18 protein-coding genes and 1 pseudogene are annotated in these 23,144 nt (G+C 68.1%); 16 read left to right on the top strand and 3 right to left on the bottom strand.

Annotation, left to right across the window (positions count from 1 at the left end; genetic code table 11):
• Positions 1-53 precede the first annotated feature (53 nt).
• The 5 genes and pseudogenes from ACKI2N_RS08855 to ACKI2N_RS08875 all read left to right on the top strand — a co-directional run bounded on the left by ACKI2N_RS08855 (position 54) and on the right by ACKI2N_RS08875 (position 5,714).
• A pseudogene (locus ACKI2N_RS08855) lies at positions 54-921 on the top strand (branched-chain amino acid ABC transporter permease).
• Positions 922-979: 58 nt separating this feature from the next.
• Complete coding sequence (locus tag ACKI2N_RS08860) at positions 980-1,963, top strand: branched-chain amino acid ABC transporter permease (RefSeq protein ID WP_420993922.1); 984 nt, start codon at positions 980-982, stop codon at positions 1,961-1,963.
• Positions 1,960-2,781 carry an ABC transporter ATP-binding protein gene (locus tag ACKI2N_RS08865; protein WP_420993846.1) on the top strand — a complete coding sequence of 274 codons (822 nt, stop codon included), beginning with the start codon at positions 1,960-1,962 and terminating at the stop codon, positions 2,779-2,781. Before ACKI2N_RS08860 ends, ACKI2N_RS08865 begins: the two co-directional genes overlap by 4 nt.
• Positions 2,778-3,488, top strand: coding sequence for an ABC transporter ATP-binding protein (locus ACKI2N_RS08870; protein WP_420993847.1), 711 nt, complete (start codon positions 2,778-2,780; stop codon positions 3,486-3,488). Before ACKI2N_RS08865 ends, ACKI2N_RS08870 begins: the two co-directional genes overlap by 4 nt.
• A 327-nt stretch (positions 3,489-3,815) precedes the next feature.
• Positions 3,816-5,714 carry a potassium transporter Kup gene (locus tag ACKI2N_RS08875; RefSeq protein ID WP_420993848.1) on the top strand — a complete coding sequence of 633 codons (1,899 nt, stop codon included), beginning with the start codon at positions 3,816-3,818 and terminating at the stop codon, positions 5,712-5,714.
• A 213-nt stretch (positions 5,715-5,927) separates the two neighbouring features.
• Here the strand turns inward: ACKI2N_RS08875 and ACKI2N_RS08880 are convergent, their stop codons facing one another.
• The gene (locus tag ACKI2N_RS08880) at positions 5,928-8,279 is read right to left on the bottom strand and encodes a Tex family protein (RefSeq protein WP_420993849.1); all 2,352 of its coding nucleotides are present in this window, start codon (positions 8,277-8,279) and stop codon (positions 5,928-5,930) included.
• 130 nt (positions 8,280-8,409) lie between these two features.
• On the opposite strand from ACKI2N_RS08880, the gene ACKI2N_RS08885 reads away from it, so the two are divergent.
• The 3 genes from ACKI2N_RS08885 (at position 8,410) to ACKI2N_RS08895 (ending at position 11,861) form a co-directional block, all read left to right on the top strand.
• Positions 8,410-9,207 (top strand): hypothetical protein, encoded by a 798-nt coding sequence (locus ACKI2N_RS08885; protein WP_420993850.1) that lies wholly within the window; start codon positions 8,410-8,412, stop codon positions 9,205-9,207.
• A gap of 132 nt (positions 9,208-9,339) precedes the next feature.
• Positions 9,340-9,543 carry a YdcH family protein gene (locus ACKI2N_RS08890; RefSeq protein WP_420993851.1) on the top strand — a complete coding sequence of 68 codons (204 nt, stop codon included), beginning with the start codon at positions 9,340-9,342 and terminating at the stop codon, positions 9,541-9,543.
• Between the two features lie 74 nt (positions 9,544-9,617).
• Positions 9,618-11,861, top strand: coding sequence for an ATP-dependent DNA helicase (locus ACKI2N_RS08895; protein ID WP_420993852.1), 2,244 nt, complete (start codon positions 9,618-9,620; stop codon positions 11,859-11,861).
• Between the two features lie 76 nt (positions 11,862-11,937).
• Here ACKI2N_RS08895 and ACKI2N_RS08900 read toward each other — a convergent pair whose 3' ends face one another.
• On the bottom strand, positions 11,938-12,768 hold the full coding sequence (locus tag ACKI2N_RS08900) for an outer membrane protein assembly factor BamD (protein WP_420993853.1): 831 nt from the start codon (positions 12,766-12,768) through the stop codon (positions 11,938-11,940).
• On the opposite strand from ACKI2N_RS08900, the gene ACKI2N_RS08905 reads away from it, so the two are divergent.
• Both ACKI2N_RS08905 and pgeF read left to right on the top strand, forming a co-directional pair.
• On the top strand, positions 12,752-14,002 hold the full coding sequence (locus ACKI2N_RS08905; protein WP_420993854.1) for an RluA family pseudouridine synthase: 1,251 nt from the start codon (positions 12,752-12,754) through the stop codon (positions 14,000-14,002). The genes ACKI2N_RS08900 and ACKI2N_RS08905 overlap by 17 nt on opposite strands.
• A complete protein-coding gene (pgeF, locus tag ACKI2N_RS08910) occupies positions 13,992-14,783 on the top strand; it encodes a peptidoglycan editing factor PgeF (RefSeq protein ID WP_426990760.1) in 792 nt (263 codons plus the stop codon). The genes ACKI2N_RS08905 and pgeF overlap by 11 nt, the downstream gene beginning before the upstream one ends.
• A gap of 25 nt (positions 14,784-14,808) precedes the next feature.
• Here pgeF and ACKI2N_RS08915 read toward each other — a convergent pair whose 3' ends face one another.
• Positions 14,809-15,105: a hypothetical protein gene (locus ACKI2N_RS08915; RefSeq protein WP_420993856.1), complete on the bottom strand. Its 297-nt coding sequence runs from the start codon at positions 15,103-15,105 to the stop codon at positions 14,809-14,811.
• 392 nt (positions 15,106-15,497) lie between these two features.
• On the opposite strand from ACKI2N_RS08915, the gene phaC reads away from it, so the two are divergent.
• From phaC to rimO, 6 genes are all read left to right on the top strand, one after another.
• Entirely contained in the window at positions 15,498-17,300 is a 1,803-nt protein-coding gene (gene phaC, locus ACKI2N_RS08920; RefSeq protein WP_420993857.1) for a class I poly(R)-hydroxyalkanoic acid synthase, read from the top strand.
• A 77-nt stretch (positions 17,301-17,377) separates the two neighbouring features.
• The gene (locus ACKI2N_RS08925; protein ID WP_420993858.1) at positions 17,378-18,559 is read left to right on the top strand and encodes an acetyl-CoA C-acetyltransferase; all 1,182 of its coding nucleotides are present in this window, start codon (positions 17,378-17,380) and stop codon (positions 18,557-18,559) included.
• A gap of 117 nt (positions 18,560-18,676) precedes the next feature.
• Positions 18,677-19,417 carry a 3-ketoacyl-ACP reductase gene (locus ACKI2N_RS08930; protein WP_420993859.1) on the top strand — a complete coding sequence of 247 codons (741 nt, stop codon included), beginning with the start codon at positions 18,677-18,679 and terminating at the stop codon, positions 19,415-19,417.
• Between the two features lie 353 nt (positions 19,418-19,770).
• A complete protein-coding gene (gene phaR, locus ACKI2N_RS08935) occupies positions 19,771-20,322 on the top strand; it encodes a polyhydroxyalkanoate synthesis repressor PhaR (RefSeq protein WP_420993860.1) in 552 nt (183 codons plus the stop codon).
• A 312-nt stretch (positions 20,323-20,634) separates the two neighbouring features.
• Complete coding sequence (locus ACKI2N_RS08940) at positions 20,635-21,615, top strand: tRNA dihydrouridine synthase (RefSeq protein WP_420993861.1); 981 nt, start codon at positions 20,635-20,637, stop codon at positions 21,613-21,615.
• Positions 21,616-21,753: 138 nt separating this feature from the next.
• Positions 21,754-23,133, top strand: a complete 1,380-nt coding sequence (rimO, locus tag ACKI2N_RS08945) for a 30S ribosomal protein S12 methylthiotransferase RimO (RefSeq protein ID WP_420993862.1) — start codon at positions 21,754-21,756, stop codon at positions 23,131-23,133.
• The last annotated feature ends 11 nt before the right edge of the window (positions 23,134-23,144 follow it).

Consider the following 23,144-nt stretch of genomic DNA (forward strand, 5'->3'; position numbering starts at 1 on the left):
CCGTCGCTCTTCTCCTTTCGCAATCACGCTGCCGTCTTGCCGCACGGGTGTCCATGGATATCGTTTCCTTCTTCATACAGTGCCTTAACAGCATCCAGTACGGCTTGCTGCTGTTCCTCGTGGCCAGCGGCCTGACCCTGATCTTCGGCATCATGGGGGGTGATCAACCTCGCCCACGGCAGCTTCTACATGCTGGGCGCCTACCTGGCCTTCACGCTGGCCGGGCTGACCGGCAGCCTGCTGGTCGCCATCCCGCTCGGCATCGTGCTGGCGGTGGCGTTCGGCTACGTGCTGGAGTGGGTGTTCTTCAGCTATCTCTACCAGCGCGAGCACCTGCAGCAGGTGCTGATGACGTATGGCCTGATCCTGGTCTTCGAGGAACTGCGCAGCATCCTGGTGGACGACGACGTGCACGGCGTGACCGTGCCGCCGTTGCTCGACTGGGCGCTGCCGATCGGCAACGGGATGACCTATCCGGTCTACCGCCTGTTCATCTCGGCGGTCTGCCTGCTGGTGGCGGCGGCCATGTACCTGGTGATCCGCCGCACGCGGCTGGGCATGATGATCCGCGCCGGCGCCACCAACCGCGAGATGGTGCAGTCGCTCGGCATCAACGTGACCATGCTGTACCGCTTCGTGTTCGCGCTCGGCGTGGCGCTGGCGGTGCTGGCGGGCATGATCGCCGCGCCGGTGTCGTCGGTCTACCCGGGCATGGGCGCGCAGGTGCTGATCGTATGCTTCGTGGTGGTGGTGATCGGCGGCATCGGCTCGGTCAAGGGCGCCATGGTGGCGGCGCTGCTGCTGGGCTTCGTCGATACCTTCGGCAAGGTGTTCTGGCAGGAGGCCTCGGGCGTGCTGGTCTACCTGCTGATGGCACTCATCCTGCTCTGGAAACCCCAGGGCTTGTTCAAGGCGGGGTAGGCATATGCCGGGCGATATCAATGCACTGGAGGGCGCGCCGCGCGCGCGCGCGGGCGCCATGCCCTGGCGCGGCGGCTTCGGCTGGCTGGCGCTGTTCGCGGTGCTGGCGGCCATGCCGCTGCTGCTGGGCGAGCAAGGGCAGCGCTTCTACATCGAGCTGCTCAGCAAGGTCATGATCATGGCCATCTTCGCGCTCTCGCTGCAACTGCTGATCGGCTATACCGGCCTGGTCAGCCTGGGGCACGCGGCCTACTTCGCGGCGGCGGCCTATGCCACCGCGCTGCTGGCGCCGCAGGTCGGGCCCGGCAACGGCTGGCTGCTGCTGCTCGGCGCGCTGGCCGCGGCGGCGGCGCTGGCGCTGGTGGTGGGGGCGCTGGTGCTGCGCACGCGCGGCGTCTACTTCATCATGGTCACGCTGGCGTTCGCGCAGATGGTGTTCTTCGTGTTCCACGACACCCGGATCGCCGGCGGCAGCGACGGCACCTATATCTACTTCCGGCCGGAGTTCGACCTGCTGGGCGCGCGCCCGTTCGACGTCAACGACGTCGCGCATTTCTACTGGCTGGTGCTCGGCGCCCTGGTGCTCACCGTGGCGGGGCTGGCGCTGGTGCTGCGCTCGCGCTTCGGCCACGCGCTGGTGGGCATCCGCCACAACGAGCAGCGCATGCGCGCGGCGGGCTACGCCACCTACCGCTACCAGCTCGGCGCCTTCGTGGTGGCCGGCACGTTCGCCGGGCTGGCGGGTTATCTGTATGCGATCCAGTACGGCTTCGTCAATCCGGAGATCGCGTCCTGGCACCAGTCCGGCAACGCCATGCTGATGGTGATCCTGGGCGGCGCCGGCAGCCTGGCCGGCGCGGTGCTGGGCGCCTTTTCCTTCGTCCTGCTGGCGGAATGGTTCAGCACGCTGACCAGGCACTGGCAACTGCTGATGGGCGGTTTCATCATCGTGGCGGTGGCCTTGCTGCCGCACGGGCTGGTCAGCCTGGCGCGCGTGCTGGCGCCGCTGCTGGCGCGCCGCGCGCAAGGAGAATCGCGATGAACGCACCGGTCTTGTCGGCGCGCAAGCTGACGCGCCGGTTCGGCGGCCTGACCGCCGTGGGCGACGTGGACATCGACCTTGCGCTGCATGAAATCCACGCCGTGATCGGCACCAACGGCGCGGGCAAGTCCACGCTGATCAATATGCTGTCGGGCGAACTGCCGCCGTCCTCGGGCACGCTGCAGCTGCAGGGGCGCGACGTGACCGGATGGGCGCAGCCGCGGCTGGCGCGCGCGGGCATCGGACGCAGCTACCAGCGCAACAATATCTTCCTGCCGCTGACCGTGCGCGAGAACTGCCGGCTGGCGGCGCAGTCGCGCGCCCAGCGCGCGTGGCGGCTGTGGGAAGGCGCGCAGCGCTGCCGCACCAGCCGCGCGCTGGGCGACGAGGCGCTGGAATGCGCGGGCCTGGCCGCCTGCGCCGACACAGTTGCCACCGCGCTGTCGCACGGGCAGAAGCGGCAGCTCGAGGTGGCCATGTGCCTGGCCACCCAGCCCACCGTGCTGCTGCTCGACGAGCCGCTGGCCGGCATGGGCGCGGAGGAGTCGGCGCGCATGCTGGCGCTGCTGCGCTCGCTGCGCGACGGCCACGCGGTGCTGCTGGTGGAGCACGACATGGAAGCGGTGTTCTCGGTGGCGGACCGCATCACGGTGATGGTCAACGGCACCGTGATCGCCTCCGGCGATCCGGCTGCGATCCGCATCAACCAGGCGGTGCAGCAGGCGTACCTGGGGGAGGAGAGCGAGCCGCCGGGCGAATTCAGGGGCGGCCACGAAGGCGGGCCGCATCGCGCGGCATGCAAGGAGCAGGCGGCATGAGCGAGATGATCGCGGCCACGGGCGTGAACGCCTGGTACGGCAGCAGCCATGTCCTGCGCGGCATCGATTTCCGCGTCGGGCGCGGCGAGACGGTGGGCCTGCTGGGCCGCAACGGCATGGGCAAGAGCACGCTGCTGCGGACCCTGCTCGGGCACGTGCGCCAGCGCCAGGGCGCCATCTTCGCCGGCGGGCGCGATGTCTCGCGCGCGCCGCCGCACGAGGTGGCGCGCCTGGGCGTGGCCTACGTGCCGGAAGGGCGCGGCATCTTCCCCAATCTCTCGGTGCGCGAGAACCTGGTGATGGCAGCCCGCGAGGGGCCGTCGGGCCGGCTGGACTGGGACGAAGCCAGGGTGCTGGACCTGTTTTCCCGCCTCAAGGAACGCCTCGGCCACGGCGGACAGCAGCTGTCCGGCGGCGAGCAGCAGATGCTGTCGATCGGCCGCGCGCTGATGACCAACCCCGACTGCCTGATCCTCGACGAGGCGACCGAGGGGCTGGCGCCGCGCATCGTGGCGGAGATCTGGCAGGTGATCGCCACCGTGCGCGCCACCGGCATCGCCTCGGTGGTGGTGGACCGCAACTACCGCACCGTGCTGGCCAACGCCGATCGCGTCGTGGTGCTGGAAAAGGGACTGGTGGCGATGGAGGGTCCCGCCGCCAGCGTGCTCGCCCAGCCCGGCGCGCTGGACCGTTATCTCGGCGTTTGATTGTGACGCTTGCTGCATGTCTTGTGGCGATGCAGCAACGCCGCCCCGGGCCGGGCGCGCCGGGATCGGGTGCGCCGGCGCGCGCAAGCGCTTGACCGAGCGGGACTTCGCTCGCATGCTTGACCAGTCACCAGCACCAGGCAGGTTCTGCAAGGCAGGATGCTCCCCAGTGGTCGTCACCCGGCACTTCATCTAGAATGGCGCGCGTTTGTGCAATGCAATAGCGTGGGCGGCGTACTTTTGCCCGCTTCGTCTGTTCCGTCCATCCTGGCGCCTTAGCCCGGGCGCCGGAAGCGTTGCGCGAGCCTTTCAACCAGACTCCTATTCATGACCCAGACCGCAACCAGCCATTATTTCGTCGAAAGTCCCAGCAAGCGTGCGCTGGTGATCGGCGCGATCGGCGTCGTCTTCGGCGATATCGGTACCAGCCCCCTTTATTCGCTCAAGGAGTGCTTCAGCACCGAGCATGGCATTCCGTTCAGCAGCGACGCGGTGATGGGCATCATCTCGCTGCTGTTCTGGGCCATGACCATCGTGGTGTCCATCAAGTACGTGATGTTCGTCATGCGGGCCGACAACGATGGCGAAGGCGGCGTGCTGGCGCTGATGGCGCTGGCCCTGCGCACGGCCTCGCCGCGCTCGCGCACCGCCAAGATGCTGATGATGCTGGGCATCTTCGGCGCCTGCATGTTCTATGGCGATGCGGTCATCACGCCCGCCATCTCGGTGCTTTCCGCCGTGGAGGGGCTGGAGATCGCCGCGCCCGGCCTGTCGCATTTCGTGATTCCCATCACCCTGGTGATCCTGGTGGCGCTGTTCATGATCCAGCGCAGCGGCACCAGCGCGGTGGGCAAGCTGTTCGGCCCGATCATGATCGTCTGGTTCCTGGCCCTGGGCGCGCTCGGCGTGTACAACCTGATCGGCGTGCCGTCGGTCCTGCTGGCGGTCAATCCGCTCTATGGCGTGCGCTTCCTGACCGAGCATTCGCTGCAGGCCTTCATCGTGCTGGGCTCGGTGTTCCTGGTGCTGACCGGCGCCGAGGCGCTGTACGTCGACATGGGCCATTTCGGCCGGCGCCCGATCCGCTTCGCCTGGTTTGCGCTGGTGATGCCCTGCCTGATGCTGAACTACTTCGGCCAGGGCGCGATGCTGCTGCAGAACCCGGACGCGATCAGCAATCCCTTCTACCTGATGGTGCCGCAGGCGCTGCTGCTGCCGATGGTGCTGCTGGCCACCTGCGCCACCGTGATCGCCTCGCAGGCCGTGATCTCGGGCGCGTTCTCGCTGACCAGCCAGGCGATCCAGCTCGGCTTCGTGCCGCGCATGCGCATCCGCTACACCTCGGCCGCCGAGATCGGCCAGATCTACCTGCCGGTGATCAACTGGATCCTGCTGGTGCTGGTGGTGGCAGTGGTGGTGGCCTTCAAGAAGTCCGACAACCTGGCCGCCGCCTACGGCATCGCCGTGACCACCACCATGGTGATCACCACCTTCCTCGCCGCGGTGGTGATGCGCAACGTCTGGAAATGGAACCCGGTGCTGGTCACGCTGATCGGCGTGAGCTTCCTGCTGGTCGACCTGGCCTTCTTCTCCGCCAACCTGCTCAAGGTCGCCGAAGGCGGCTGGTTCCCGCTGCTGATGGGCGGCACCGCGTTCTTCCTGCTGATGACCTGGCACAGCGGCCGCAAGCTGCTGCGCGCCCGCAGCCTGGAAGACGGCATCCCGCTCGAGCCTTTCATCGGCGGCCTGCTGGCGCATCCGCCGCACCGCGTCGAAGGCACCGCGGTGTTCCTGACCGGCAATACCGAATCGGTGCCGGTTTCGCTGCTGCACAACCTCAAGCACAACCGCGTGCTGCACGAGCGCGTGGTCTTCCTGAGCTTCGTCACGCGCGACGTGCCCTACGTGGACGACGACCATCGCCTGACCTGCAAGGACCTGAGCGGCGGCGTGTTCATCCTCAAGTCCGAATACGGCTTCAAGGAAACGCCCGACGTGCAGCGCGTGCTGGATCTCGCGCATCGCAAGCTCGGCATGCAGTTCGAGCTGATGGAGACCTCGTTCTTCATCGCCCGGGAATCGGTGATCCCCTCCAAGCTGCCGGGCATGTCGATGTGGCGCGAAAGCTTGTTCGCCTGGATGCATCAGAACGGCGCCAAGCCCTCGGACTTCTTTCAGATTCCCGCGAATCGCGTGGTGGAGTTGGGGACCAAGGTGGAAATCTGAGGCATTGCTGAAGCCCCGCGGCTACAAAAACAAGCCGGAGAGCCGGATTTTGTAGCCCTTGGGGATCAAGATTCTCGGACCCCGTGCCGGCGGAGAAGGCCGGTACCGTGAGCGGACGGTCCGGCCTGACGGGCAAGCGCGGCGCGCGGTGAGGAAGGCGAGGGGAAAGGGAGAAAGGGAAAAAGGAGAAGGGGACACAGAGGCCCCCTTGGCTCAGCGCTTGAGCTTGGCGAATGCCGCCGCCATCGCGCCGGACGGTTCGGCTTCCCGGCGCCCGCCGCCGAAGCTCTTGTTCTGGCCCTGGCGCGGCGCATTGCCGCGGTCGCCCAGGCCCGCGCGGGCCTGGGCCTGGCCGGGTTCGTCGTCCAGGCGCATGCTCAGGCCGATGCGGTTGCGCTTGACGTCCACTTCCATCACCTTGACCTTGACGATCTGGCCGGCCTTGACCACCTCGTGCGCGTCCTTGACGAACTTGGAGGAGAGCGCCGAGATGTGGACCAGGCCGTCCTGGTGCACGCCGATATCGACGAAGGCGCCGAACGCTGCCACGTTGGTGACCACGCCTTCGAGCACCATGCCCGGCTGCAGGTCCTTGATGTCTTCCACGCCGTCCTGGAAGGTGGCGGTCTTGAACTCGGGGCGCGGGTCGCGGCCGGGCTTTTCCAGCTCGGCGAGGATGTCGCGCACGGTCGGCAGGCCGAAGGTCTCGTCGGTGAACGCGGCCGGCGACAGCCCGCGCAGCGCTTCGCGGTTGCCCATCACCTCGGGCAGGCCCTTCTTGATGTGGTCGAGGATGCGGGTGACCACGGGGTAGGCTTCCGGGTGGACCGAGGAGCGGTCCAGCGGGTTGTCGCCGTCGTTGACGCGCAGGAAGCCGGCGGCCTGCTCGAAGGTCTTGTCGCCCAGGCGCGGCACCTTCTTCAGCGCGGCGCGGTTGGGAAAGGCGCCGTTGGCGTCGCGGTATTCGACGATATTGCGCGCCAGCACCGAGTTCAGGCCCGACACGCGCGCCAGCAGCGGCGCCGAGGCGGTGTTCACGTCCACGCCCACGGCGTTCACGCAGTCCTCCACCACGGCATCGAGCGCGCGCGCCAGCTCGCGCTGGTTGACGTCATGCTGGTACTGGCCCACGCCGATGGACTTGGGGTCGATCTTGACCAGTTCCGCGAGCGGGTCCTGCAGGCGGCGCGCGATCGAGACCGCGCCGCGGATCGATACGTCGAGGTCGGGGAATTCCTTGGCCGCCAGCTCGGACGCGGAGTAGACGGAGGCGCCGGCCTCGCTGACCACGATCTTGGTCAGCTTGGCTTCGGGCAACTGTTTCATCAGGTCCTGCACCAGCTTGTCGGTCTCGCGGCTGGCGGTGCCGTTGCCGATCGAGACCAGCATCACGTTATGCTGCTTGGCCATGCGGGCCAGCGTGGCCAGCGAGCCGTTCCAGTCGCGGCGCGGCTCGTGCGGGTAGATGGTGGCGGTGTCGAGCAGCTTGCCGGTGGTGTCGACCACGGCGACCTTGCAGCCGGTGCGGATGCCCGGGTCGATGCCCATCACGGACTTCGGGCCGGCCGGCGCGGCCAGCAGCAGTTCATGCAGGTTGCGGCCGAACACCTTGATGGCTTCGCTCTCGGCGGTCTCGCGCAACTGCGTCAGCAGCTCGGTCTCCAGGTGCGGCTGCACCTTGACGCGCCAGCACCAGCGGCACACGTCGCCGAGCCACTTGTCGGCCGCGCGGTTCTGGTTCTGGATGCCGAAATGGCGCGCGATCATGCCTTCGCACGGATGCGGCACCAGTGCGTCCTGTTCTTCGCCGAGGCCCAGCTTGACCATCAGCACGCCGGCGTTGCGCCCGCGGAACAGGGCCAGCGCGCGGTGCGAAGGCACGGTGCGGATGGTTTCGCTGTACTGGTAGTAGTCGCGGAATTTCTCTTCTTCCGCGCCTTCCTTGCCCTCCATCACCGACGAGCTCACCAGGCCGTTGTTCCACAGGTGCTCGCGCAGCTTGCCGAGCAGCTCGGCGGTCTCGCCGAATTGTTCGGAGAGGATGTCGCGCGCGCCGTCCAGCGCCGCCTTGACGTCGGGCACGCCGCCGTCGGCGGTGGGATTGCCGTTGACGTACCTGGCGGCCTCGGCTTGCGGATCGAGCGTGGGGTCGGCCAGCAGCGCCTGGGCCAGCGGCTCGAGGCCGCATTCGCGCGCGATCTGGGCGCGCGTGCGGCGCTTGGGCTTGTAGGGCAGGTAGAGGTCTTCCAGCGTCTGCTTGGTCTCGGCGCCTTCGATGGCGGCGCGCAGCTCTGGCGTGAGCTTGCCCTGTTCCTCGATGGAGGCCAGGATGGCGGCGCGGCGCTCTTCCATCTCGCGCAGGTAGAGCAGGCGCTCTTCCAGCGTGCGCAGGTGCGTGTCGTCCAGGTTGCCGGTCACTTCCTTGCGGTAGCGGGCAATAAAGGGCACGGTCGCGCCTTCGTCGAGCAGTTCTACGGCCGCCGCCACCTGGCGGGGTTGGACGGACAGTTCGGCCGCGATGAGCGACACGATCTTTTGCGTGACGGAAGCTGGCAGATTGGACATCAGGAAAACAGTCGGTCGAAAGCGGGGCATTTTGCCACAAGCGCGCAGCGCCGCGACGCGGCGCGCAGGCGCGCATGCCGCACGGCGCCGGCAGCGCGGCAAGAGGCAGGCCGGATGATAGAATCCGGGCATGATCGTCAAGCCACATCCGGCCGCCCATCCGGCCGCGTTCCCAGCCCGCCGCGCCATCCGCGCGGCGGCCCGCGTGCCCCGCCTGCCGCGCGCGCGGCGCTTCCTGCTGGCCGCCCTGGCGGCGGCGTGGCTGCTGCCTGTGCCCGGCATGGCGCAGACGCCCGCGCCGGCGCCCGAGACTGCCGCGCCGCCGGCGCCGCCCCGGGACTTTGCCGCCGAGCGCAAGGCCATCAACGATTCGCGCGAGTGGACCAACTACCGCTACGGGCAGTCGGCGCATGACTGCTACAGCAAGTTCTTCGTCAACCATTGCCTCGACAAGGCCAAGGACGAGCAGCGCGCCGAGCTGCAAGTGCTGCGCAAGCGCGAACTCGAGGTCGGCGACGCCGAGCGCGCTTTCAAGGCGGTCGAGCGCGACCGCGAGCAGGCCATCCGCAATGCCGAATACGAGGCCGACCAGCCCAAGCGCGAGGCCAACGAGCAGGCCAGCCGCGAAAGCTTCGAGCGCAAGCAGCAGGAGCAGCAGCTGCGCGACGCGGAGCATGCGGCGGGCGCGCCGCAGCGCGCGGCCAATGCGCAGGCTTACGACAAGAAGCAGGCGGATTTCGACGCCCGCGTCAGGCAGGCGCAGGACCAGGCCGCGCAGAAGGCCCAGCAGCGCCAAGAAAACGTGAAGGCCTTCGACGCCAAGCAGCGCGACGCCGAGCAGCGGCAGAAGGATCTCGACGAGCGCCGCGCCAAGGCCAAGGAGCAGCAGCAAGGGCAAGGGTCCGCGCCGCGGCCCTTCGGTTTCTGAGCGGTGCGCGCCGTGCCCACGGCCGGAGGCAATACCGGCGACAATGGCGATAGCCCACAATTGGCGACAACAGCCGGCGCCCGCGCCATGCCGGCGGCGCCGGCGCAGCGCCGGCCTTGAGCAGGGGAGCCCATGGACCGCAACCTGAATACCCTAGCGCGGCAGATCATGGAGTTGCAGATCGAGCACCGCGACCTGGACTACCTGATCGACCGCATGGCGTCTGACGCCACGCACGACGAACTGCAGATGCGGCGCCTGAAAAAGCGCCGCCTCAAGCTCAAGGATGCGATCACGCTGCTCCAGCTTCAGCTCGAGCCGGACGTGCCCGCCTGAGCGCTTGCCGATAGACGTTCTCGTCCCTCTCATCCCCGGGCCGGCGCCGAGCCGGCTCGCCAGAAAGCCTCGCCTTGCCTGCTTCCGAAGATCTCCCTGATACGCCCGCGGCGCCCGCGCTGCCCGCAGCGCCCGGCCTCGACGAGGGCGGCACCGGTGTCGCCGGCCATGCCGGCGCCACCGGCAACGCGGCCGCCCACGCGGCCCAGCTTGCCACCATCTTTGCCAGGACCGGCACGCTGGCGCAGGCCATCGACGGCTACCGCCCGCGCGACGCGCAGGAGCGCATGGCCGCGGCCGTGGCGGGCGCCATCGAGGCCAGCGACACGGTCATCGTCGAGGCCGGCACCGGCACCGGCAAGACCTTCGCCTACCTGGTGCCCGCGATGCTGTGGGGCGGCAAGGTGATCCTCTCCACCGGCACCAAGAACCTGCAGGACCAGCTGTTCCTGCGCGACATCCCGACCGTGCGGCGCGCGCTCAACGTGCCGGTGTCGGTCTCGCTGCTCAAGGGACGGGCCAACTACCTGTGCCACTACCACCTGGAACGGGCCGAGGCCCAGGGCCGGCTGGCGTCGCGCCAGGACGCGGCCTGGCTGCGCGAGATCGCCAGCTTCGCCAAGGTCACGGCGTCGGGCGACAAGGCGGAGCTGGCCTCGGTGCCCGAGAATGCGCCGGTCTGGCAACTGGTCACCTCGACGCGCGACAACTGCCTCGGCACCGAGTGCCCGCACTACAAGGAGTGCTTCGTCATGCGCGCCCGCAAGGAGGCGCAGCAGGCCGACATCGTGGTGGTCAACCATCACCTGTTCTTCGCCGACGTGGTGCTGCGCGATACCGGCATGGCCGAGCTGCTGCCGGCCGCCAACACCGTGATCTTCGACGAAGCCCACCAGTTGCCGGAGACCGCCACGCTGTTTTTCGGCGAAAGCCTGTCCACCAGCCAGCTGCTGGAAATCGCGCGCGATACCGTGGCCGAGGGCCTCTCGCATGCGCGCGACGCGGCGGACTGGGTGCGCATCGCCGCGCCGCTGGAGCGCGCCGCGCGCGACCTGCGGCTGGCCTTCAGCAAGGACAACGTGCGCCTGGCGGTCAGCCAGGTCGAGGCCGATCCGCGCATCAGCAAGCCGTTCTTCGAGACGCTGGACGCGCTGGAAAGCGCGCTGGCGGATTTCGTGGCCCTGCTCGAGAGCCAGGCCGAGCGCGCCGAATCGCTGGAGCAGTGCCACCGCCGCGCGGTGGAGCTGGAGCAGCGCCTGGCCGCGTGGCGCAGCGAAGCCCAGGCCGCGCCGAAGCCGGCGCCGGCCGGCGGCGAGGGCGCCGATGCCGCCACGCCGGAAGCCGCCTTCGGGCCGGACACGGTGCGCTGGGTGGAGGTGTTCTCCCATACCGTGCAACTGCATCGCACGCCCTTGTCGATCGCACCGATCTTCACGCGCCAGCGCGAAGGGCATCCGCGCGCCTGGGTCTTCACCTCCGCCACGCTGTCGGTGAAGGGCAATTTCAGCCACTATGCCGCGCAGCTCGGGCTCGACAAGGAAAAGTCGCTCACGCTGCCCAGCCCGTTCGATTACGCCGAGCAGGGCCTGCTCTATGTGCCGCGCGACCTGCCGGCGCCGCAGTCGCCGCAGTTTACCGATGCCGTGGTGCAGGCCGCGCTGCCGCTGATCGAGGCGGCCGGCGGGCGGGCCTTCCTGCTCTGCACCACGCTGCGCGCGGTGCAGCGCGCCTCCGACCTGCTCTACGACGCATTCGCCGAGCGCGGCCTGGAGCTGCCGCTGCTGGTGCAGGGCCAGGCCAGCCGCACCGAGCTGCTGGACCGCTTCCGCGAGCTTGGCAACGCGGTGCTGGTCGGCAGCCAGAGTTTCTGGGAGGGCGTGGACGTGCGCGGCGAGGCGCTGTCGCTGGTCATCATCGACAAGCTGCCGTTCGCCCCGCCCGACGACCCGGTGCTGGCCGCGCGCATGGAGGTGCTGCAGAAGAAGGGGATGAGCCCGTTCGCCGCGCACCAGCTGCCGCACGCGGTGATCACGCTGAAGCAGGGCGCCGGGCGCCTGATCCGCTCGGAGACCGACCGCGGCGTGCTGGTGATCTGCGATACCCGGCTGGTGGAGAAGCCCTACGGCCGCCAGATCTGGCAGAGCCTGCCGCCGTTCAAGCGCACGCGCGAGGCGGACACGGTGATCCATTTCCTGGAGACGCTGCGCGACGGGAGCGGGCCGGCGGGAGAGACGGAAGAGGCGGATCAGGCGGATCAGGGGGATCAAACGAACGGCGGCGCCGGCAGCGCGTCCGGCGGCGAACCGCCCGCCGCGTAGGCGCGCGGGCAACCGGCGCGCAGGCAAAGAAAAAGCCCGATCGGAATCGGGCTTTTTCATGCGCGCTGGGGGTCGCTCAGAACACTTCCCACCAGGACTTGTCCTTGCGGCGCTCGCCGTACTTGATGTAATCGCTGTCCGGGAAGTTCTTTTCCATCACGCGCGCGGTGTCGTCGCGCAGATCCTTCATGCCCAGCGAATCGTAGGACCGGATCATGATGTACAGCGCTTCCTCGTTGGCGGGCGCGCCGTCGTAGTCCTTGAGCGCCTGCTGGGCCCGGTTGGCGGCGGCCAGGTAGGCGCCCCGGCGGTAATAGTAGCGCGCCGCGTGGACTTCGTGCTGGGCCAGCGAGTTCACGATGTACTGCATGCGCGCGCTCGCGTCCGCGGCGTACTTGCTTTCCGGGAAGCGCGTGATCAGCGTGTTGAATGCGTCATACGCGGCGCGCGCGGCCTTCGGGTCGCGCTCGCTCAGGTCCTGGCCGGAGAAGCGGCCGAGCCATCCGAGGTTGTCGTTGAAGTTGATCAGGCCCTTGAGATAGTAGGCATAATCGATGTTCGGGTGATTCGGGTGCAACTGGATGAAGCGGTCGACCGAGGCAAGCGCCGCGGCGGTCTCGCCATCCTTGTAGTTCGCGTAGGCGGTGTCGATCTGCGCCTGCTGCGCGAAACGGCCGAACGGATAGCGGCTTTCGAGCTTTTCGTACAGCTTCACTGCGCGGGTAAAGTCACCTGAATCGAGAGCTTCCTTGGCTTCCGAATATAATTTGTTGGCCGACCAGCCGGCAGTCTCGTCTGGTTGATCCGACAGCAGGCCGCATGCCGACAGCATGACGCAGCCGCCTGCGAGCAGAATCGCTCCAATTCTTGCGCGCCAACTGGCGCGCTTCATGCTCATCAATTGCATGGGCAACGTATCCCGGATGAAAAATAGCGTCAAGCATTATAGCCCAAGCCCCTTGCCGGAAACCGCCGCCAAGGGCACCACGCCGCAAGCGGCGGATCTGGCCGACGCCTTGAACGAGGTGGAGGATCTGGAAGACCTCGTCGACGTGGCCGCGCTGGGCGGCCTGCCGCTCGGCGCGCCGCTCACGCCGATCGAGACGGAGATGCAGCCGGTCTCGTTCGATGTCGATAGCGCTTCACATGGCGAGCGCCTCGACAAACTGCTTGCCCGCCACCTCGGCGGCTTCTCGCGCAGCCGCCTGCAGCAATGGATCGAAGACGGCGCGGTGCTGGTCAACGGCGCCCCGCGCCGTTCGCGCGACGCCGTGCAGATGGGCGAGCGCATCGAGGTGAGGCCGCAGGCCGCGCCGGAGTCGCGCGCCTTCGTGGCCGAGGACGTCGAGCTGGACGTGGTGTACGAAGACGCCACGCTGCTGGTCATCAACAAGCCCGCCGGCCTGGTCGTCCATCCGGCGGCGGGCAACTGGGGCGGCACCGTGCTCAACGGCCTGCTGCGCCGTTATCCCGAATCGGTGGGGCTGCCGCGCGCCGGCATCGTCCACCGGCTCGACAAGGAAACCACCGGCCTGATGGTGGTGGCCCGCACGCTGACCGCGCAGACCGACCTGGTGCGCCAGTTGCAGGCGCGTACCGTCAAGCGGCGCTACCTGGCGCTGGTGTGGGGCACCACGCCAGATTCCGGCACCATCGACGCGCCGATCGGCCGCGACCCGCGCGAGCGCACCCGCATGGGCGTGGTGCTGACCAACAGCGGCAAGGCGTCGCGCACGCATTTCCGCACGCTGGGCACGGTGCCGCTCGGCCGCGGCTATGTCTCCATGGTGATGTGCCAGCTGGAAACCGGCCGCACGCACCAGATCCGCGTGCATTTCGAATCGATCGGCCATCCGCTGCTGGGCGACCCGGTCTACCACCGCGCCGCCACCCGGCGCGGCCAGCGCCCGGCGATCAAGGCGCCGCTGCCGGTGCCGCTGGGCCGCCAGGCATTGCATGCCTTCCGGCTCGGGCTGGTGCATCCCGTCACCGGCAAGGACATGGCCTGGGAGGCGCCGCCGCCCGACGACCTGCAGGCCCTGATCGACATGTTCGCCTTCGAGGGCACCGGCGACGATGACGACGATGACGGCTGGGTCGAAGGCGAAGACGGCGTGTGGGTGTATGGCGATGACGACTGAACCGGGCTGGCTGGTGCCGGACTGGCCGGCGCCGGCGCGTGTGCGCGCGCTGTCCACCACGCGCCGGGGCGGCGTCAGCGGCGGACCTTACGGCCTGGCCGGCGGCAGTCCGGGCGGGCTCAACCTGGGCACGCATGTGGGCGACGATCCCGCGGCGGTGGCCGCCAACCGCGCGCGCCTGGCCGCGCGGCTGCCCGCGGCGCCCGCCTGGCTGGAGCAGGTGCACGGCTGCGCGGTCGCGACCGCGGACCAGCCTGACGCCGGCGGCGCGGTGCCGCGCGCCGACGCCAGCATCGCCACGGCACCGGGGCGCGTCTGCGCGGTGATGACCGCCGATTGCCTGCCGGTGCTGCTGTGCGACCGCGCCGGTACCGTGGTGGGCGCCGCGCACGCGGGCTGGCGGGGGCTCTGCTCGGGCGTGATCGAAGCCGCGCTGGCGCGCATGGGCGCGCAGGCGGGGCCGCAGGCGCAATGGCTGGCGTGGCTGGGGCCGGCCATCGGGCCGCAGGCGTTCGAGGTGGGGGCGGAGGTGCGGCAGGCTTTCCTGGACGCGGCGCGGCCGGAGGAAATCGCGCTGGTCGGCGCGGCGTTCCGCCCCGGGGCGGCAGGCAAGTACTTCGCCGATCTCTATGCGCTGGCGCGGACCCGGCTGGCCCGGGCTGGCTGCACCGATGTCTACGGTGGCGACACCTGTACCGTCACCGACGCGCAGCGCTTCTATTCCTACCGCCGCGACGGCGTCACTGGCCGCATGGCCAGCCTGGCCTGGCTGGCAGGCTGAGCACTGGCTGGTTCACTCGGCTGGTTTACTCGCGCGGCGCCGGAGCCGGCTCCGCGCCCGTGCCGCTCTGCGCGGATGGTGCGGATGGTGCGGACGTCGCGGATGTCGCGGATGGCGTCTGGCCGTCCGTTGCCTGCCGCTCCGCCATCGCTTCCTCGGCCTTGCGGCGCCGGCGGCGGCCAGGCGTGCCCATGATGTACATCAGGATGGCCACCGGCCCCAGGCCATAGAAGGCGAAAGTGGCCACGCCCGCCACCACGGTATGCTCGGTGATCGCCATCATCAGGGTCACGTAGAGCCAGCCGGCTGCAACGATGTACATCAGAACGTCATCCTCCTCGGGCAAGCTCGCCCCTTGGTCCGGCGCGGCCCCCGAAAGACGCCGGTCCGGAAGCGCGCAGGCTCGCGCCAGGCGCCCGCCGGGCGCATTTTGCGGGCGCCGCCCGCCCGCGCAGTTTTCCGCATTGACAGGCACAACATTGCAAGGCAACAATGGCCTCGAATGTCTTGCGAGGCCGGCCTGCTCGCGGCATTCGCAGGCTTCGCCGCGACCAACCGGTGCGCGGCGCGGCATGTCCGGCAAGCATACCGCATGACATCACCAGCCGAGGGTGTCAGCGCGGGCCGGTTCCGAGACTGGCGGCGGCGTAGCGCGCAATGGCGGCACACCGTCCGGCAGCCTTCATATAAGTGACGGCAGAGAGACGAAACATCATGGCAACCGGCAAAGGTGCGGCAGCTTCCCCCAAGGAAGACAAGTCCCAACCGTTTTCATTTGCACCGGGGCCATTCGATCCAGCAGCATGGCTGGCATGGTCCCGTCAGGCACAAGCCAACGGCAGCGTTAACGGCAACGGCGCGGTAATGCCCCTGGGCATGCCCGGCATTCCCGGCCTCGATGCGCTGGCCGGGTCCGGCGTGGCAGGCGTGACAATCCCGCCCGACCAGCTCGCCGACATCCAGCAGCGCTACATGAAGGACTTCACCGAGCTGTGGCGCAGCATGGCCGAAGGCGGCGCCAACCCCGCCACGGTCCTGAGCGACCGCCGCTTTTCCGGCGAGGCCTGGCGCAGCAGCGCGGCCTTCCACTACGCGGCCGCGTTCTACCTCATCAACGCGCGCGCCATGAACGAGCTGGCGGGCGCCGTCGAGGCCGACGCCAAGACGCGCCAGCGCATCCGCTTCGCGATCTCGCAGTGGGTCGACGCCATGTCGCCGGCCAACTTCCTGGCCACCAACCCGGAAGCGCAGAAGCGCCTGATCGAATCGGGCGGCGAATCGCTGCGCGCGGGCGTGCGCAACATGCTGGACGACCTGGGCCGCGGCAAGATCTCCCAGACCGACGAATCCGCCTTCGAGGTGGGCCGCAACGTGGCCGTCACCGAGGGCGCGGTAGTCTACGAGAACACCTACTTCCAGTTGCTGCAGTACAAGGCCACCACCAGCAAGGTGTTCGCCCGGCCGCTGCTGCTGGTGCCCCCCTGCATCAACAAGTACTACATCCTCGACCTGCAGCCCGAAAGCTCTCTGGTCAACTACATGGTGGGGCAGGGCCACACCGTCTACGTGGTGTCGTGGCGCAACCCGGACGCCTCGATGGCCGAGCTGGGCTGGGACGACTACATCGAGCACGCGGCGATCCGCGCGATCGAGGTCGTGCGCGAGATCAGCGGCCAGGACCAGATCAACCTGCTCGGCTTCTGCGTCGGCGGCACCATCGCCGCCACCGCGCTGGCCGTGCTGGCCCATCGCGGCGAGCGTCCGGTGGCCAGCCTCACGCTGCTGACCACGCTGCTGGATTTCGCCGATACCGGCGTGCTCGACGTGTTCGTCGACGAGGCCCACGTGCAGCTGCGCGAGGCCACCCTCGGCGGCGCGGCCGGCACGCCCTGCGCGCTGCTGCGCGGCGTGGAGCTGGCCAATACCTTCTCCTTCCTGCGCCCCAACGACCTGGTGTGGAACTACGTCGTCGACAACTACCTGAAGGGCAACACGCCGGTGCCGTTCGACCTGCTGTTCTGGAACGGCGACGCCACCAACCTGCCGGGCCCCTGGTACTGCTGGTACCTGCGCCACACCTACCTGCAGAACGAACTGAAGGTGCCGGGCAAGCTGACCGTGTGCAATGCGCCGGTGGACTTGCGCAGCATCGACGTGCCGACCTATGTCTACGGCTCGCGCGAGGACCACATCGTGCCGTGGACGTCGGCCTATGCCTCGACCGCGCTGCTCGAGAACAAGGTGCGCTTCGTGCTCGGCGCGTCCGGCCACATCGCCGGCGTGATCAACCCGCCGGCCAAGAACAAGCGCAGCCACTGGACCAACGACAAGATCGCGGACACGGCGCAGGCATGGCTGGACGGCGCCACCGAGCATGCCGGCAGCTGGTGGCCGGACTGGGCGGCGTGGCTGGCCCGGCATGCCGGCGCGCGCAAGGCCGCCCCGGCGGACTACGGCAACAAGGACTACCGTGCCATCGAGCCGGCCCCCGGACGCTACGTCAAGGCCAAGGCATGAGATTCGTCCGGACCGGCTGCCTTGCGGCGGCCGGCTGATTCACTTCCTACACGCAATCATCTCGAGAGGATCTCCCAATGACTGACATTGTCATCGTATCCGCTGCCCGTACCGCGGTTGGCAAGTTCGGCGGCTCGCTCGCCAAGATCCCCGCGCCGGAACTGGGCGCCATCGTCATCAAGGCCGCGCTCGAGCGCGCCGGCGTCAAGCCCGAGCAGGTCAGCGAAGTGATCATGGGCCAGGTGCTGGCCGCCGGCTCCGGCCAGAATCCGGCGCGCCAGGCCTCGCTCAAGGCCGGCCTGCCGGTGATGGTGCCGGCCATGACCATCAACAAGGTGTGCGGCTCCGGCCTGAAGGCCGTGATGCTGGCCGCCAACGCCATCGCCGCCGGCGATGCCGAGATCGTGGTGGCGGGCGGCCAGGAAAACATGAGCGCCGCCCCGCACGTGCTGCCGGGCTCGCGCGACGGCTTCCGCATGGGCGACGCGAAGCTGGTCGACAGCATGATCGTGGACGGCCTGTGGGACGTCTACAACCAGTACCACATGGGCGTCACCGCAGAGAACGTCGCCAAGGAATACGGCATCACGCGCGAAGCCCAGGACGAGTTCGCGGTCGGTTCGCAGAACAAGGCCGAGGCTGCCCAGAAGGCCGGCCGCTTCGACGAGGAAATCGTCCCGGTGCCGATTCCCCAGCGCAAGGGCGACCCGGTGCAGTTCGCCACCGACGAATTCGTGCGCCACGGCGTCACGCTGGATGGCCTGTCCGGCCTCAAGCCGGCCTTCGACAAGGCCGGCACGGTGACCGCGGCCAACGCCTCGGGCCTGAACGACGGCGCCGCCGCCGTGGTGGTGATGTCCGCCGCCAAGGCCAAGGAACTCGGCCTGACGCCGCTGGCCACCATCCGTGCCTACGGTACCGCGGGCGTCGATCCCAAGGTGATGGGCATGGGCCCCGTCCCGGCCTCCAAGCGCTGCCTGTCGCGCGCCGGCTGGAGCGTGGAGGAACTGGACCTGATGGAAATCAACGAAGCCTTCGCCGCGCAGGCCCTGGCCGTGCACAAGCAGATGGGCTGGGATACCTCCAAGGTGAACGTCAACGGCGGCGCCATCGCCATCGGCCACCCGATCGGCGCATCGGGCTGCCGCGTGCTGGTCACGCTGCTGCACGAAATGAAGCGCCGCGACGCCAAGAAGGGCCTGGCCTCGCTGTGCATCGGCGGCGGCATGGGCGTGGCGCTGGCAGTCGAACGCCAGTAAAGGAAAGCAACGGCCTGGCGCGGCATGTCCCGCCAGGCCGATCAGAGGGGTGTGCCGGTGGCGAGAAGGCTTTTCCCGCCGCCGGCCTAAATAACAATTAGCCATCAAGGAGTAGATATGACTCAGCGCATCGCATACGTAACGGGTGGCATGGGCGGCATCGGAACGGCCATCTGCCAGCGCCTGGCCAAGGAAGGCTTCAAGGTCGTGGCCGGCTGCGGCCCCAATTCGCCGCGCCGCGAGAAGTGGCTCGAGCAGCAGAAGGCCCTGGGCTTCGACTTCATCGCCTCCGAGGGCAACGTCGCCGACTGGGATTCGACCAAGGCCGCGTTCGACAAGGTCAAGGCCGAGGTCGGCGAGATCGACGTCCTGATCAACAACGCCGGCATCACGCGCGACGTGGTGTTCCGCAAGATGACGCGCGCCGACTGGGACGCCGTGATCGACACCAACCTGACCTCGCTGTTCAACGTGACCAAGCAGGTCATCGACGGCATGGCCGACCGCGGCTTCGGCCGCATCGTCAACATCTCGTCGGTCAACGGCCAGAAGGGCCAGTTCGGCCAGACCAACTACTCCACCGCCAAGGCCGGCCTGCACGGTTTCACCATGGCGCTGGCGCAGGAAGTGGCGACCAAGGGCGTGACCGTCAACACCGTGTCGCCCGGCTACATCGCCACCGACATGGTCAAGTCGATCCGCCAGGACGTGCTGGACAAGATCGTCGGCACGATTCCGGTCAAGCGCCTCGGTGGCCCCGAGGAAATCGCCTCGATCTGCGCGTGGCTTGCGTCCGAGGAATCGGGCTTCGCCACCGGCGCGGATTTCTCGCTCAACGGCGGCCTGCACATGGGCTGATCGCCGCCAGGGCGGCTTTCCCGGCGCCAGGGCCCTCTGCGGAGGGCCTTTTCTTTTTTCCGGCGCCGATTATTGCGTTGCACCGCCCGCACCGCATCAATGCTGCAGCCCGACCCGGGTTCTTCGCGAGAAATTCCCGCAATCCATTGTCCCGTGCGGGTTTTCCTTAAACCCTCCGGCTTTCATTAGTGCCTTGTTGGGCATAGAATCAGGGCAGCGGCTCGCCCGCACCAAAATAGATCATGCGTTGCAGGTCAACACGTTGTATCCCCCGCTGGCGGTCCCCCGATTGCGCACCGCACAGCATGCGGTGCAGCAACATGCAACAGCGACGATAAAAGGATAGAGCACCGATGGCTACCACCAAGAAAGGCGCAGAGCGACTGATCAAGAAGTATCCAAATCGCCGGCTCTACGATACGCAGACCAGCACCTACATCACGCTGGCCGACGTCAAGCAGCTCGTGATGGACACCGAAGATTTCAAGGTGATCGACGCCAAGTCCGGTGACGAACTCACGCGCAGCATCCTGCTGCAGATCATCCTCGAAGAAGAGACCGGCGGCGTGCCGATGTTCTCCAGCGCGATGCTCTCGCAGATCATCCGCTTCTACGGCCACGCGATGCAGGGCATGATGGGCACCTACCTGGAGAAGAACATCCAGGCCTTCATCGAGATCCAGAGCAAGCTGGCCGAGAACTCCAAGGGCCTGTACTCGGGCGAGCCGTTCAGCCCCGACATGTGGTCCCAGTTCATGAACATGCAGGGGCCGATGATGCAGGGCATGATGAGCAACTACATCGAGCAGAGCAAGAACCTGTTCGTGCAGATGCAGGAGCAGATGCAGAGCCAGGCCAAGAACATGTTCGGCACCTTCCCGTTCAACCAGCCCGAGAAGAAGTAAGGCGGGCGTTCACCGGCTTTCGCCGGCTCCCTTCGCGGGCTCCCTTTCGCCCGCTCCCGCGTGCGGGAACGCGGCGTGCCGGCCGGTGCCGCATCGTGTTGCCCGATGCCGCTGCCCCTTGCCCCGGGGCTCCCAGGGACAATCGGGTAGAATCACGCCCGTTCGGCCGGCGCGCGGATTCAGCGCAGCGGCTATCCCTTTCAAGTGTGGCGATTCATCTTGCGGACTCGCCTGCAAAGCGCGAATCGCAATGCCCCCCGAAATCCCAGACACCAGCCAGGACAAGCGCTGCACCGCGGCGCCGGCTTTCGCATGAGCCGGCTGTTCCTCGCTCCCATGGAGGGGCTGGCGGACTACGTGCTGCGCGACGTGCTGACCGGCACGGGCGGATACGACGGCTGCGTGTCCGAGTTCGTCCGCGTGACGGGCTCCCTGCTTCCCGATCGCGTCTACGAGAGGGACACGCCCGAAATCCTCCACGGCGGCCATACGCCCAGCGGCACGCCGATGGTGATCCAGCTGCTCGGCAGCGACCCCGGCTGGCTGGCCCTGAATGCCGCCCAGGCGGCCAGCCTGTCGCCACACGGCATCGACCTCAATTTCGGCTGTCCCGCCAAAGTCGTCAACCGGCACGGCGGCGGCGCCATGCTGCTGGCGGATCCCGAACTGCTGAACCGGATCGTCTCGTCGGTGCGCGCCGCGGTGCCAGCCGGCATCGCCGTGACGGCGAAGATGCGGCTCGGCGTGTCCGATACCGCGCTGGCCATCGACTGCGCAACCGCGCTGGCCGAAGGCGGCGCGGCCTCCATCGTCGTGCACGCGCGCACGCGCGACCATGGCTACCGGCCCCCGGCCCACTGGGAATGGATCGCGCGCATCGACGCCGCGGTGGATGTGCCGGTCATCGCCAACGGAGAAGTCTGGACCGTCGACGACTGGGAGCGATGCCGGGCCGTGAGCGGCTGCGCCGACGTGATGATCGGGCGCGGCGCCGTCTCCGATCCCTTCCTCGCCCTGCGCATACGCGGCCGGATGGACCGGTCGGCCTCCGGCGAGGAATGGCCCCTCGTGCTGCGCCATATCGCCGACTACCTCAGGAAATTGCAGAACCGCATCGCTTCCTGCCACGAGCACGGCCGCGTCAAGCTGTGGCTCAGCTATCTGAAGCGGACCTGGCCCCAGGCCGCCGAACTGCACGACGCGATCCGGCGCATGCAGGATTCGCGAGAGATTCGCGGGGTGATCGAGGGTGCGTCGGAAGGCTTGCCGCGGGCCTTGCCGTCCCCGGTGTGACGCCACCGCGCGCAACGGGTGCCTTCGTGTGCGGCGCCAGCCGCCGGCAAACGCCAGCGAACGGTTAAAATGCGCGATTGGCTTCGTACGGCCCCGCGGCCATGTCCCGCCCGGCCCGCCCCACATTTGGAAGTAACCGTGAAAAACCCTGCAGAATCAACGACAAACAAAGACCGTATTCCAAATGTGGGATTCGTCAGCCTGGGCTGCCCGAAAGCCCTGGTCGACTCCGAGCAGATCATCACCCAGCTGCGCGCCGAGGGCTATGCCATCAGCGGGACCTATGACGGCGCGGACCTGGTGGTGGTCAATACCTGCGGCTTCATCGACGAAGCGGTGCAGGAAAGCCTCGACGCGATCGGCGAGGCGCTGACCGAGAACGGCAAGGTGATCGTGACCGGTTGCCTGGGCGCGAAGAAGAATGCGAACGGCGAGGACATCATTACCTCGGTGCATCCCAAGGTGCTGGCCGTGACCGGTCCGCATGCGCTGGGCGAGGTGATGCAGGCGGTGCACACGCACCTGCCCAAGCCGCACGACCCGTTTACCGACCTGGTGCCGCCGGCCGGCATCAAGCTCACGCCGAAGCACTACGCTTACCTGAAGATTTCCGAGGGCTGCAATCATCGCTGCTCGTTCTGCATCATCCCGTCGATGCGCGGCGACCTGGTGTCGCGCCCGGTGGCGGAGGTCATGCTGGAGGCGGAGAACCTGTTCAAGTCGGGCGTGAAGGAACTGCTGGTGATTTCGCAGGACACCAGTGCCTACGGCGTGGACGTCAAGTACCGCACCGGCTTCTGGGACGGCCGTCCGCTCAAGACCCGCATGACCGAGCTGGTGGCGGCGCTGGGCGAACTGGCCAGCCGTTACGGCGCCTGGGTGCGCCTGCATTATGTGTACCCGTACCCGCACGTGGACGAGATCATTCCGCTGATGTCGCAGGGCCACGTGTTGCCGTACCTGGACGTGCCGCTGCAGCACGCCCACCCGGACGTGCTCAAGCGCATGAAGCGCCCGGCCAATGCGGAGAAGACCATGGACCGCATCCGCGCGTGGCGCGAGATCTGCCCCGAGCTGACCATCCGCAGCACCTTCATCGCCGGTTTCCCGGGCGAGACCGAGGCAGAGTTCCAGACCTTGCTGGACTTCATCGCCGAGGCCGAACTGGACCGCGTGGGCTGCTTCGCTTATTCGCCTGTGGACGGCGCCACCGCCAACGACCTGCCGGGCGCCTTGCCCGACGAGGTGCGCGAGGAGCGCCGCGCGCGCTTCATGGAGGTGGCGGAGGAAGTCTCGGCGCGCCGCCTGCAGCGCAAGGTGGGCCAGACCCTGCGCGTGCTGGTGGACGAGGTCAACCAGGACGGCGGCATCGGCCGCTCGGCCGCGGATGCGCCGGAAATCGACGGGCTGGTCTATATCGACCCGCCCGCCGGCGGCGCGCAGCGCTACAAGGTGGGCGAGTTCGTCGCGGTGAAGATCACGGGCGCCGACGGCCACGACTTGTGGGGCGAGGCCTGAGGCAAAGGCCT

The organism is Cupriavidus sp. 30B13, assembly GCF_049059565.2.
In the GTDB taxonomy this organism is placed as follows: domain Bacteria; phylum Pseudomonadota; class Gammaproteobacteria; order Burkholderiales; family Burkholderiaceae; genus Cupriavidus.